Below are 12,982 nucleotides of genomic sequence, written 5' to 3'. Positions count from 1 at the left end.
CATCGAGGTCGACCACAAGGAGGTCGACGGCGAGCTCGTGTCGATGCGCTACGGCGACGGCGATGACGCGATCGTCGTCGCCACCACGCGCGTCGAGACGATGCTGGGCGACACCGCGGTCGCGGTGCACCCGGACGACGAGCGCTACGCCCACCTCGTCGGCCGCGAGATCGAGCTGCCGATCGTGGGCCGGCGCATCCCCGTCGTCGCCGACGAGCACGTCGACCCCGAGTTCGGCACGGGCGCCGTCAAGGTCACCCCGGCCCACGACCCGAACGACTTCGAGATCGGCCAGCGTCACGGCCTGCCGAACCTCGCGATCATGGACGAGCGCGCGGTCATCACCGCCCACGGCCCCTTCCAGGGCCTGGACCGCCTGGAGGCCCGTTCCGCCATCGTCGCCGCGCTGCGCGCCGAGGGCCGGATCGTCGCCGAGAAGCGTCCGTACGTCCACTCCGTCGGCCACTGTTCGCGCTGCAAGACCACCATCGAGCCGCGCCTGTCCCTGCAGTGGTGGGTCAAGGTCGGCCCGCTGGCCAAGGCCGCCGGCGACGCCGTCCGCGACGGCAAGGTCAAGATCCACCCGCAGGAGATGGAGAAGCGGTACTTCGACTGGGTCGACAACCTGCACGACTGGTGCATCTCGCGCCAGCTGTGGTGGGGCCACCGCATCCCGGTCTGGTACGGCCCGAACGGCGAGATCGTCTGCGTCGGACCGGACGAGCAGCCGCCGAGCGGCGAGGGCTGGCACCAGGACACGGACGTCCTGGACACCTGGTTCTCGTCCGGCCTGTGGCCCTTCTCCACCCTGGGCTGGCCCGAGCAGACCGACAGCCTCGCGAAGTTCTACCCGAACTCCGTCCTGGTCACCGGCTACGACATCCTCTTCTTCTGGGTCGCCCGGATGATGATGTTCGGCCTGTACGCGATGGACGGCACCCCGCCGTTCCACACCATCGCCCTGCACGGCATGGTCCGCGACCAGTTCGGCAAGAAGATGTCGAAGTCCTTCGGCAACGCGGTCAACCCGCTGGACTGGATGGACGAGTACGGCTCCGACGCCGTCCGCTTCACCCTGGCCAACGGCGCCAACCCGGGCGTCGACGTCCCGATCGGCGAGGACTGGGTCAAGGCGTCCCGGAACTTCGCCAACAAGATCTGGAACGCGACCCGCTTCGCGCTGATGAACGGCGCGACCGTCGAGGGCCCGCTGCCGGACGCCTCGGAGATGTCGGCCACCGACCGGTGGATCCTGTCCCGTCTCAACAAGACGGTCGCGCAGGTCGACGCGTACTACGAGGACTACCAGTTCGCGAAGCTCAGCGACGCGCTGTACCACTTCGCGTGGGACGAGGTCTTCGACTGGTACGTCGAGCTGTCGAAGACGACCTTCTTCGCCGGCGGCGAGCAGGCCAAGGTCTCCGGCCGGGTCCTCGGCGAGGTCCTGGACGTCATGCTCCGGCTGCTGCACCCGGTCGTCCCGTTCGTCACGGAGACCCTGTGGACCACCCTCACCGGTCGCGAGTCCGTCGTGATCGCCGAGTGGCCCACCGACTCGGGCTTCCGTGACGACGCGGCCGAGGCGGAGATCGAGAACCTCCAGCAGGTCGTCACCGAGGTCCGCCGGTTCCGTGCCGACCAGGGCCTGCAGCCCGGCCAGAAGGTCCCGGCCCGGCTCACCCTGACGGGCACCGCGCTGGCCCCGCACGAGCCCGCCATCCGGCAGCTGCTGCGGCTCCAGCCGGAGGGCGAGGGCTTCTCCGCCACCGCCTCGCTGCCGGTCGGGGGCGCGGAGGTCGCGCTGGACCTGTCCGGCACGATCGACGTCGCGGCCGAGCGCAAGCGGCTCGCGAAGGACCTGGCGGCCGCCGAGAAGGAGAAGGCCCAGGCGAACGGGAAGCTCGGCAACGAGGCCTTCCTGGCCAAGGCCCCGGACAACGTGGTCGACAAGATCCGCACCCGGCTCGCCAAGGCGGACGAGGACATCGCCCGCATCCAGGCGCAGCTGGAGCGGCTGCCGCAGGCGTAAGCACGGCTGAGAGGGCCCGGGACCGACACGGTCCCGGGCCCTCCCGCATGTCCGGCTCCCGCCCGGGTCGCCGCGAACGTCCCGAAAGGGGTGCGTCCGCAACGCTGTCGGCGGTGCTCCGTAGACTGGGTCCGTGAGTGAGCAGCCCCGCGACGAGTTCGACGACTTCGACGAGATCGTCGACACCGAGACAGACCGTGACCCCGATCTGGCGGTGATCGAGGCCGGCAGCCGTACTTTGCGCGCCCAGGGCGGCCCGCCGCCGGCCGATGCCGTGCCCGCCCGTCCCGCCGACCCGGAGGTCGACAAGGCGCTGCGCGCGGTGGAGACCGAGCTGGCGACCCGCTGGGGCGAGACCAAGCTGGATCCGTCGGTGACGCGGATCGCGGCGCTGATGGACGTGCTGGGGGATCCGCAGCGCGCGTACCCCTCGATCCACATCACCGGCACCAACGGCAAGACGTCCACGGCCCGCATGGTCGAGGCGCTGCTCGGCGCGTTCGATCTGCGCACCGGCCGCTACACCTCGCCGCACGTGCAGTCGATCACCGAGCGGATCAGCCTGGACGGCGCCCCGATCGAGCCCGAGCGGTTCATCGAGACGTACCAGGACGTGAAGCCGTACGTCGAGATGGTCGACGCCCAGCAGGAGTACCGGCTCTCCTTCTTCGAGGTCCTCACCGCCATGGCGTACGCGGCCTTCGCGGACGCGCCGGTGGACGTCGCGGTGGTCGAGGTCGGCATGGGCGGCACGTGGGACGCGACGAACGTGATCGACGGCTCGGTGGCCGTGGTCACTCCGATCTCGCTGGACCACACCGACCGGCTGGGCTCCACGCCCGCCGAGATCGCGGCCGAGAAGGCCGGCGTCATCAAGCAGGACGCGACGGTCATCCTGGCGCAGCAGCCTGTGGACGCCGCCCAGGTGCTGCTGAAGAAGGCCGTCGAGGTGGACGCCACGGTGGCCCGCGAGGGCATGGAGTTCGGGATCGTCTCCCGCGAGGTCGCGGTCGGCGGCCAGCTGCTGACCCTGCGCGGCCTCGGCGGCGAGTACGACAACCTGTTCCTGCCGCTGCACGGCGCGCACCAGGCGCACAACGCGGTCGTCGCGCTGGCCGCGGTGGAGGCGTTCTTCGGGATCGGCGCGGCGCACGCCCGCACGCTGGACGTGGACACCGTCCGCAAGGCCTTCGCCTCGGTGGCCTCGCCGGGACGCCTGGAAGTGGTGCGCAAGTCCCCGACGGTGATCCTGGACGCGGCGCACAACCCGGCCGGCGCGGCGGCGGCGGCCGAGGGCGTCTCCGAGTCCTTCGGCTTCTCCCGGCTCATCGGCGTGGTCGCCACCAGCGCGGAGAAGGACGTGCGCGGTCTCCTTGAGGCCTTCGAGCCGATCTTCGCGGAGATCGTGGTCACGGCGAACTCCACGCACCGCGCGATGGACGCCGACGCGCTCGCGGCGATCGCCGTGGAGGTCTTCGGCGACGACCGGGTGGTGGTCGAGCCCCGTCTGGACGACGCGATCGAGGCGGCGATCACCCTGGCGGAGGAGGAGGGCGAGTTCGCGGGCGCGGGCGTGCTCGTGACCGGCTCCGTGTTCACGGTCGGCGAGGCCCGGCTGCTCCTCGGGAAGGGCTGAATCCGTTGCGTACCCTCTGTGCCTCCACGCTCATCGGCGAGTTCTTCGTGATCGGCTTCGCCGGTCTCGTCGCGATGAAGGACGACAGCCTGTCGACGTCCACGGTCTGGACGGTCTGCGGCGTCGCCATGCTGTTCTCGGTGCTGCTGTGCGGGTTGCTCACCCGTCCGGGCGGGGTGCAGCTGGGCTGGGCCCTGCAGATCGCCCTGATCGCGAGCGGCTTCGTGGTTCCGGTGATGTTCTTCCTCGGTGCCACGTTCGCGCTGCTGTGGTGGGCCTCGGTGCACTACGGGCGGAGGATCGACGACGTGAAGGCGCGCTGGGCGGAGGCCCAGGCCACGGCAGGGCCTGACGCTGCGTGACGGCGGGTCCTCGGGGCCCTGTAGCCTCGGAGGCCCGCACACCGCACGTGAAGGAGTTCCCCCCGTGAGCCAGCGCACGCTCGTCCTGCTCAAGCCCGACGCCGTCCGCCGTGGCCTGATCGGCGAGATCATCGGCCGCATCGAGCGGAAGGCGGGCTGGACCATCTCGGCACTGGAGCTGCGCGAGCTGGACCAGGACACGCTGGAGCAGCACTACGGCGAGCACAAGGGCAAGCCGTTCTACGAGCCGCTCATGGGCTTCATGCAGTCCGGCCCGGTCGTCGCCATGGTCGTCGAGGGCGAGCGCGTCATCGAGGGTCTGCGGACCATCACCGGCCCGACCGACCCGATCGCCGCCGCCCCGGGCTCCATCCGCGGCGACTACGGCACCATCGTCCGGGAGAACCTGATCCACGCCTCGGACTCCGAGGAGTCCGCCATCCGGGAACTGAAGATCTTCTTCCCGGGCCTCGTCTGACCCGGAGGCTGATCCGGCGTCAGCCGATCAGGGCAACGACCTGGGGCGACCGATGGAATTTCGGTCGCCCCCAGGCATATGAACGGAAGAACCGGGAACGGTTCGCTGCGTCATCTCGTCAGCTATACAGAGGTGGTCCACCGCGCCGTATCGCTGCGGGCGGCACTACGATGGAATCCTCCACGCCACCGCACATGCAGCACCACCACCTCGCCTACCTGAGAAGCCGTCAACGCTCCAATTGGGAAGGCCCGACGCATCCTCATGGGAAACAAGGGGAACTCTATGTCGTTCATCGGCCGTGACATGGCTGTCGACCTCGGGACCGCCAACACGCTGGTGTACGTCAGGGGTCGCGGCATCGTCCTGAACGAGCCGTCGGTCGTCGCCATCAACACGAACACCGGCGGAATTCTGGCCGTCGGGTCCGAGGCGAAGAAGATGATCGGCCGGACGCCCGGCAACATCGTCGCCGTGCGTCCGCTCAAGGACGGTGTGATCGCCGACTTCGAGATCACCGAGCGCATGCTGCGCTACTTCATCCTCAAGATCCACAAGCGCCGCTACCTGGCGCGTCCGCGTGTCGTCGTCTGCGTCCCCAGCGGCATCACCGGAGTCGAGCGCCGTGCCGTCATCGAGGCCTCCACCCAGGCCGGCGCGCGCCAGGTGCACATCATCGAGGAGCCCATGGCCGCGGCCATCGGCTCGGGCCTCCCGGTCCACGAGGCCACCGGCAACATGGTCGTGGACATCGGCGGCGGCACCACCGAGGTCGCCGTCATCTCCCTCGGCGGAATCGTCACAGCACAGTCGATCCGGGTCGCCGGCGACGAGCTGGACAACGCGATCATCCAGCACATCAAGAAGGAGTACTCGCTCCTCCTCGGCGAACGCACCGCCGAGCAGATCAAGATCACCATCGGCTCGGCCTACGACCTCGACAAGGACGAGCACACCGAGATCCGCGGCCGCGACCTGGTCTCCGGCCTGCCCAAGACCGTGGTCATCTCGGCCGCCGAGGTCCGCAAGGCCATCGAGGAGCCGGTCAACGCCATCGTCGACGCGGTGAAGACCACGCTCGACAAGTGCCCGCCCGAGCTCTCCGGTGACGTGATGGACCGCGGCATCGTTCTCACGGGTGGCGGCGCCCTGCTGCGCGGCCTGGACGAGCGGCTGCGCCGCGAGACCGGGATGCCGATCCACATCGCCGAGGACCCGCTGGACTCGGTGGCGCTGGGCTCCGGCAAGTGCGTGGAGGAGTTCGAGGCCCTCCAGCAGGTCCTCGACGCCTCGCCGCGGCGATAACAACTCGGCGACACCTCGCCGCCGATCCGCTGTACGGGTGGCAAGAACCCCCGTACAGCGGATCGTTGATATAACGGCTCGAACCAGTACCAACTGCTCGGAACAATCGAACCAAGAGGAAAGGCACGGCCGCCGCACGTGAGGGACACACGAGAGAGCCGGCTACTCCTGGTGCTGCTGGTCGCCATCGCGTTCGCACTGATCACGGTGGACATCCGGGGCGGCGAGGAGTCACCGGTGGACGGCGCCCGGCAGGCCGCCGCCGCGGCCTTCGGGCCGATCGAGAACGGCGTCGCGGCAGCCGTCGATCCGATCGGAAACGCCATAGGGGCCGTACGCGACTCCGGCGAGCGGCACACCCGGATCGCCGCCCTGGAGCGTGAGAACGCCGCCCTCAAGGCCAAGCTCGGCAGCGACGACCGCAACCGCAGCCGGCTCGCCGAATTCGACGCGATGCTCAAGAAGGCCGGCGCCGGCCAGTACGGCATCAAGGGCGCCGAGGTCATCGCCATAGGAGCCGCGCAGGGCTTCTCATGGACCGTCACCATCGACGCCGGCGCCGACGACGGCATCCGGCGCGACATGACCGTCCTCAACGGCGCCGGACTCGTCGGCCGGGTCACCACCGTCGGCCCGTCCACGGCGACCGTGCTGCTGGCCAGCGACCCGGACTTCACCGTCGGCACCCGCATGGAGAAGACCGACGAACTCGGCTTCGCGACCGGCCAGGGCAACGGCCCGCTGCTCGTTCAGCTGCTCAACGGCAAGGCGAAGGTCAAGGCCGGCGACCGCCTCGTCACCTTCGGCTCGCAGGCGAACAAGCCGTTCGTGCCCGGCGTCCCGATCGGCGAGATCGTCCGCGTCGACCCGCCCGGCGGCGGCCTGACCCGCAACGTCTACGTCCGCCCGTTCGTCGGCTTCACCAAGCTCGACATCGTCGGCGTCGTCGTCCAGGCCCCGCGCACCGACCCGCGCGACATGGTCCTGCCGCCCAAGCCGAGGCCCGCGCCGACCGTGACGGTCACCGTCACCCCGCCGCCGCCCGACCCGGAGCAGCAGCCGGGCCAGGAGCAGGCGGGGCAGCAGCCACCGGGACGGACGCCGGCCGACGGACGCAACCCGCAGCAGGGGGACTGAGACCATGAAGCTCAACCGGATCCTGCTCTCCGCGGCCCTGGTCGTGGTGGCCCTGGTCGTCCAGGTCTCCGTCCTCGCGCGCCTCCAGCTCCCCGGCGCGGTCCCCGACCTCGTCCTGCTCACCGTGGTCGCCCTCGCGCTCGTGTACGGCCACGTCAGCGGCGCGCTCATCGGCTTCGGCGCGGGCCTGCTCTCCGACCTGGCCCCGCCCGCCGACCACGCCGCCGGCCGCTACGCCCTGGTGCTCTGCGTCATCGGCTACGTCGTCGGACTCACCCGGCCGGAGAAGGGCCAGATCCGCTCCGCCACCGGCCCGATGGCCGCGGTCGTCGCCGCCGCGATCGGCACCACCCTGCTGTACGCGGGCGTCGGCGCCCTCGTCGGCGACACCGCCGCCCGCCATGTCGGACTCGGCTCGCTGCTGTTCACGGCGGCCGTCTACGACCTGCTGCTCGCGCCGTTCACCGTGCCGCTCATCATGGCCCTGGCCAGACGCGTCGACAACGATCCGCTCGCCGAGACCAACAGCTCGGCCGCCGACGTCTCGTCCGGCTGGCTCTCTTCCGGCACCGGCCTGCGGATCGGCGCCCAGCGCAGCGGCCTGCGGGTGAAGGCGGCCCGCTCCCGGGCCTCGCGGGCCGGGCGCATCAAGGGAGTCAAGCGACTGTGACCGAGGGGGAAGCCGCAGCATGAGCAACATCCCGGAGACCGGGCGGACCCCCCGGGTCCAGATCCGGCTCATCGTCATCCAAGTACTCGTCTTCTCTCTGCTGTTCACTCTGGGCGGGCGCCTCTGGTACCTCCAGATCCGCAACGGCAAGGAGTACACCGACGAGGCGAAGAGCAACCACGTCCAGCAGGTCGTCCAGCCCGCCGTCCGCGGCCCCATCCTCGACGCTCGCGGCGTGCCGCTCGCCGACAACGAGACCCGGCTCGTGGTCTCCGCGTCCCGTACCGAGCTGCTGAAGATGAAGGACGACGGCAAGGCCGTCCTCACCCGCCTCGCGGGCGTCCTCGGCATGAAGCCCGCCGACGTCGTCAACAAGATCAGGCTCTGCGACTCGGAGACCCCCAAGCCCTGCTGGAACGGCTCCCCGTACCAGCCCATCCCCGTCACCGACGAGGCCACCACGCAGCAGGCGCTGCGGATCCGGGAGAGCCCCGAGGACTTCCCCGGCATCACCGCCGAGCCCACCGCCGTACGCCGCTACCCGGCCCCCGGCAAGGCCCGCACGGCACAGGTCCTCGGCTACCTCTCGCCGGTCACCGACGAGGAGATCGAGAAGGCCAAGGACGGCGACTCGCCGTTCCTCCGCTCCGACCAGGTCGGCCGCTCCGGCATCGAGCGCACGTACGACAAGGAGCTGCGCGGCAAGGCCGGCGTGACCCGCTACGAGGTCGACAACCTCGGCCGGGTCATGGGCCAGACCGAGTCCGACCCGGGCGTGCCCGGCTCCACCCTCGTCACCAGCATCGACGCCCGGGTCCAGGCCGTCGCCGAGTACGAGCTCCACCAGGCGATGAAGACCGTCCGGGGGGAGACCGACAAGATCACCGGCCGCAAGTACGAGGCCGACTCGGGCGCCGTCGTCGTCATGGAGTCCAAGACCGGCCGCGTCGTCGCGATGGCCTCCCAGCCCGACTACGACCCCAACGCCTGGATCGGCGGCATCTCCGCCAAGGACTACGCCGCGCTCACCGAGAAGGACTCCAACTACCCGCTGCTCAACCGGGCCATCCAGGGCCAGGCGCCCGCCGGCTCCGTCTTCAAGGTGGTGTCGGCGAGCGCCGCGGTGCGCGCCGGCTACGCCTTCGACGACAAGTACATGTGCAGCAGCTCCTACAGCATGGGCAACCGGAGCTTCGCGAACTTCGAGTCCAAGGGGCACGGCCCGATCACCCTCGGCGACGCCCTGAAGTTCTCCTGCAACACGGTCTTCTACCGTCTCGGCCACCAGGAGTGGCAGCGCGACGGCGGCCTCAAGCCGAAGAAGAACGCCCACGACTGGTTCTACAAGACCGCCCACGACTTCGGATTCGGCTCCGAGACCGGCATCGACGTGCCCAACGAGGTCAAGGGCCGCATCCCCGACCGCCACTGGAAGCAGGCCTTCTGGGCGGCCAACAAGGACTCCTGGTGCAAGCAGGGCAAGAAGGGCGGCACCTACGTCGAGCAGATCGCCTATGAGAGCTGCCTCGAAGGCAACCAGCTGAAGGCCTTCGACAGCATCAACTTCGCGATCGGCCAGGGCGACGTGCTCATCACCCCCGTCCAACTGGCCACCGCCTACGCGGCCATCAGCAACGGCGGGACCCTGTACAACCCCACCATCGGCAAGGCCGTGGTCAGCCCCGACGGCAAGAAGATCGACGAGATCAAGCCCAAGGCCCACGGCAGGCTCCCGGTCGACGCCCAGACCATCAGCGACCTCGACAAGGGCCTGCGCTCCGTCGTCGAGCCCGGCGGCACCGCCGCCTGGCGGTTCGGCGGCTGGCCCCAGGACAAGATCCCGATGCACGCCAAGACCGGCACCGCCCAGGTCTACGGCAAGCAGACCACCTCGTGGTTCGCGACCTACACCGACGACTTCACCATCGTCATGACGATCTCCCAGGGCGGCACCGGCTCCGGCGCCTCCGGCCCCGCGGTGCGCAACATCTACGACGCCCTGTACGGCCTCGACGACGAGGGCAACCAGGACCTCAAGCGCGCCCTGCTGCCCCAGGCGCAGAAGACGCTGCCCAAGGTCCAGGCCGACGGCACCATCGAGTCGCCCGACATCAAGCCGTACGACCCCGATGCGCAGTTGGTCGACCCCGAGAAGAGCGACGCGCCGCCGCCGCTCGCCGGCCCGCCTGCCCACCTGAGGGACTGATCCGATGACTCGCACCGGCTTCTCCGTCTCCCGGTACGCCCCTCAGCGCGGCCCCGTCGCCAGGCTCACCGCCCGCGACTCGGTGCTGCGCCGGCTCGACTGGCCGATGCTGCTCTCCGCGCTCGCGCTGTCGTTCCTGGGCGCGCTGCTCGTCTGGTCCGCGACCCGCAACCGGACCGAGCTCAACCAGGGCGACCCGTACTACTTCCTGTTCCGGCACGTCCTCAACGCGGGGATCGGGCTCGCGCTGATGATCGGCACGATCTGGCTCGGGCACCGGACCCTGCGGGGCGCCGTGCCCGTCCTGTACGGCATCTCGCTCGTCCTGATCCTCGCCGTGCTCACCCCGCTCGGCGCGACGATCAACGGCGCGCACGCGTGGATCGTGGTCGGCGGCGGCTTCTCGCTGCAGCCGAGCGAGTTCGTCAAGATCACGATCATCCTGATCATGGCGATGCTGCTCGCGGCGAAGGTCGACGCGGGCGACCAGCTGCACCCCGACCACGGCACCGTCGCCAAGGCCCTCGGCCTCGCGGCGCTGCCGATGGGCATCGTCATGCTGATGCCGGACCTCGGCTCGGTGATGGTGATGGGGGTCATCGTGCTCGGCGTGCTGCTCGCCTCCGGGGCGTCCAACCGCTGGGTGCTCGGCCTGATCGGCGCGGGCGTGCTCGGCGCGGTCCTCGTCACCACGCTCGGCATGCTCGACGAGTACCAGATCAACCGCTTCGCCGCCTTCGCCAACCCCGAGCTCGACCCGGCCGGCGTCGGCTACAACACCAACCAGGCCCGTATCGCGATCGGCTCAGGCGGCCTCCTCGGCGCCGGCCTCTTCAAGGGCAACCAGACCACCGGTCAGTTCGTGCCCGAACAGCAGACGGACTTCGTCTTCACGGTGGCGGGGGAGGAGCTGGGCTTCGTCGGGGCGGGCCTGATCCTCGTCCTGCTCGGCGTCATCCTGTGGCGCGCCTGCCGGATCGCGAGGGAGACGACGGAGCTGTACGGCACGATCGTCGCGGCCGGCATCATCGCCTGGTTCGCCTTCCAGGCCTTCGAGAACATCGGCATGACGCTCGGCATCATGCCGGTGGCCGGCCTGCCGCTGCCGTTCGTCTCGTACGGCGGCTCGTCGATGTTCGCGGTGTGGGTGGCGATCGGTCTGCTGCAGTCGATCAGGGTGCAGCGGCCGATAACTGCGTAGGGCGCGCAAGCAGCTGCGTAGGCACGCAGGTGACTGCGAAGGCGCACTCGACTACGAAGGCGCACTCCCCTCGCGTTCACTTCCCGTCTAGATTCGATTCATGGCGGAGACGAAGCGCGAGATCGAGCGGAAGTACGAAGCCACCGACCGGACGGAGCTGCCGGACCTGACGCGGGCGGCCGGGGTCGCGTCCGTCGAGGACCGGGGCGTCGCGGAACTCGACGCGGTCTACTACGACACCCCCGACCTGCGGCTGGCCGCGGACTCGCTCACCCTGCGGCGCAGGACGGGCGGGGGCGACGCCGGCTGGCACCTGAAGTTCCCGGTCGCGTCCGGCATCCGCGACGAGATCAGAGCCCCGCTCTCGGACACGCTCCCGCGTTCCCTGGCGGGGCTCCTCCGTTCCCGCGTCCGCGACACGGAGGTCGTCCCGATCGTCCGGCTCCGCTCCACCCGAGCCGTCCACCACCTGCGGGCCGAGGACGGCGCACTGCTGGCGGAGCTCTCGGTCGACACGGTCCACGCCGACCGCCTCCTCGGCGCGGGCGAGGCGACCTGGACCGAGATCGAGGTGGAACTCGCGGACGAGGCCCCCGAGCAGACCCTCGACGCGGTGGAGAAACGCCTGAAGAAAGCGGGCATCCACCCGTCGGACGCGCCGTCGAAACTGGCAAGGGCGTTGGCCGAGACGCAGCCGGCGGCGGAGGAGGCTGCCGCGCCCGGGGAAGGCGCCGCGAAGCGGGCGCGGAAGGGGCACGGGGGCGGAGCCTCCGGCTCGGCGCCCGAGCACGCGGGGACCGATGACCGCGCCGCGAAGCCGGGGCGGCGGGCGGACGGGGGCGAAGCCCCCGGTCTCGTCAGAGCTTCGGGAAGGGGCGGGGCAGGGGAATCCAGCCCCGCACCCGGCACCGCCGGGGCCGCCGTGCTCGACTATGTACGCGCGCAGCGGGACGTGCTCGTCGCCATGGACCCTGCCGTGCGCCGTGACCTCCCCGACTCCGTGCACCAGATGCGCGTCGCCTGCCGACGGCTTCGGAGCGCGTTCAAGACGTACCGGAAGGTCGTCGACCGCGCCGCCGGCGACCCCCTCGGCGAGGAGCTCAAGTGGCTCGCCGGGGAGCTCGGGTTCGCGCGTGATCAGGAGGTGCTCGTCGCACGGCTCCGCGAGCTGCTCGACGCCACCCCCCGTCCCCTGGTCCTCGGCCCGGCCCGCAGCCGGCTGCGCATCTGGGACGCCGCTCACGCCCGCGGTTCGCGCCGCCGCGCCCTCGCCGCGCTCGACTCCGAGCGGTACCTCGCCCTCCTGGACGCCCTCGACGCCCTGCTCGCCGCCCCGCCCCTCCTCCCCGCCGCCGCCCGCCCCGCGACCGCCGTGCTGCCGAAGGCGGTCCAGAAGGACCACGACCGCCTCGCCGCCCGCATCGCCCACGCCCTCGATCTCGACCCCGGCCACGACCGCGATCTCGCCCTGCACGAGGCCCGCAAGGCCGCCAAGCGCGCCCGCTACGCCGCCGAGGCCGCCGTCCCCACCCTCGGCAAGCCCGCCGAGCGCGTCGCCAAGCGCACGAAGGCCGTCCAGACCCTCCTCGGCGACCACCAGGACAGCGTCGTCGCCCGCGACGCCCTGCGCACCCTCGCCGTCCAGGCCCACGCGGCCGGCGAGTCCGCCTTCACCTGGGGACTCCTGTACGCCCGCGAGGAGGCCGCCGCGGCCGCCCGCGAGCGCGAGCTCCCCGAGGTCTGGGCGGCCGCCTCCGCCCCGGAACTGCGGGCGAAATCGACCGGCTGAGCACCGGGTACGCTTGAGAGTCGCCCCCTGCCAGCTCACGAAGGTTCGAGATGTCTGCTGCCGAGTCTGTCTTCCCGCAGCTCGAAGCTCTGCTCCCGCACGTGCAGAAGCCGATTCAGTACGTCGGTGGAGAGCTGAACTCCACGGTCAAGCCGTGGGAGTCCGCCGA

10 protein-coding genes are annotated in these 12,982 nt (G+C 70.6%); all 10 read left to right on the top strand.

The genetic code is table 11. The features are described 5' to 3' along the window. Positions 1 to 2,029, top strand: a 2,029-nt coding sequence (locus VIU94_RS31335) for a valine--tRNA ligase (RefSeq protein WP_331916562.1), incomplete at its 5' end; no start/stop codon positions are given. A 133-nt stretch (positions 2,030 to 2,162) separates the two neighbouring features. Continuing rightward, entirely contained in the window at positions 2,163 to 3,665 is a 1,503-nt protein-coding gene (gene folC / locus VIU94_RS31330; RefSeq protein ID WP_331916560.1) for a bifunctional tetrahydrofolate synthase/dihydrofolate synthase, read from the top strand. Positions 3,666 to 3,670: 5 nt separating this feature from the next. Beyond that, positions 3,671 to 4,027, top strand: a complete 357-nt coding sequence (locus VIU94_RS31325; protein WP_331916558.1) for a DUF4233 domain-containing protein — start codon at positions 3,671 to 3,673, stop codon at positions 4,025 to 4,027. Between the two features lie 64 nt (positions 4,028 to 4,091). Beyond that, positions 4,092 to 4,505: a nucleoside-diphosphate kinase gene (gene ndk, locus VIU94_RS31320; protein WP_331916556.1), complete on the top strand. Its 414-nt coding sequence runs from the start codon at positions 4,092 to 4,094 to the stop codon at positions 4,503 to 4,505. 285 nt (positions 4,506 to 4,790) lie between these two features. Next, positions 4,791 to 5,810, top strand: coding sequence for a rod shape-determining protein (locus VIU94_RS31315; protein ID WP_331916554.1), 1,020 nt, complete (start codon positions 4,791 to 4,793; stop codon positions 5,808 to 5,810). A gap of 138 nt (positions 5,811 to 5,948) precedes the next feature. Beyond that, positions 5,949 to 6,947, top strand: a complete 999-nt coding sequence (gene mreC, locus VIU94_RS31310) for a rod shape-determining protein MreC (RefSeq protein WP_331916550.1) — start codon at positions 5,949 to 5,951, stop codon at positions 6,945 to 6,947. Between the two features lie 4 nt (positions 6,948 to 6,951). Beyond that, positions 6,952 to 7,617 (top strand): rod shape-determining protein MreD, encoded by a 666-nt coding sequence (gene mreD, locus VIU94_RS31305; protein ID WP_331916548.1) that lies wholly within the window; start codon positions 6,952 to 6,954, stop codon positions 7,615 to 7,617. 19 nt (positions 7,618 to 7,636) lie between these two features. Further along, on the top strand, positions 7,637 to 9,823 hold the full coding sequence (gene mrdA / locus VIU94_RS31300; protein WP_331916546.1) for a penicillin-binding protein 2: 2,187 nt from the start codon (positions 7,637 to 7,639) through the stop codon (positions 9,821 to 9,823). Between the two features lie 4 nt (positions 9,824 to 9,827). Next, positions 9,828 to 11,024 carry a rod shape-determining protein RodA gene (gene rodA, locus VIU94_RS31295; RefSeq protein WP_331916545.1) on the top strand — a complete coding sequence of 399 codons (1,197 nt, stop codon included), beginning with the start codon at positions 9,828 to 9,830 and terminating at the stop codon, positions 11,022 to 11,024. A 100-nt stretch (positions 11,025 to 11,124) separates the two neighbouring features. Continuing rightward, a complete protein-coding gene (locus VIU94_RS31290; protein ID WP_331916543.1) occupies positions 11,125 to 12,813 on the top strand; it encodes a CYTH and CHAD domain-containing protein in 1,689 nt (562 codons plus the stop codon). Positions 12,814 to 12,982 lie beyond the last annotated feature (169 nt).

The organism is Streptomyces sp. (assembly GCF_036566765.1).
Classification (GTDB): Bacteria; Actinomycetota; Actinomycetes; order Streptomycetales; family Streptomycetaceae; genus Streptomyces.
This window is presented reverse-complemented; position numbering and strand designations above follow the sequence as displayed.

Excerpts from the sequence above, each read along its gene's own strand:
- VIU94_RS31315 (WP_331916554.1), top strand. The coding sequence starts at position 4,791 with ATGTCGTTCATCGGCCGTGACATGGCTGTCGACCTCGGGACCGCCAAC.
- mreD (WP_331916548.1), top strand. The coding sequence starts at position 6,952 with ATGAAGCTCAACCGGATCCTGCTCTCCGCGGCCCTGGTCGTGGTGGCC.
- mrdA (WP_331916546.1), top strand. The coding sequence starts at position 7,637 with ATGAGCAACATCCCGGAGACCGGGCGGACCCCCCGGGTCCAGATCCGG.
- rodA (WP_331916545.1), top strand. The coding sequence starts at position 9,828 with ATGACTCGCACCGGCTTCTCCGTCTCCCGGTACGCCCCTCAGCGCGGC.
- VIU94_RS31290 (WP_331916543.1), top strand. The coding sequence starts at position 11,125 with ATGGCGGAGACGAAGCGCGAGATCGAGCGGAAGTACGAAGCCACCGAC.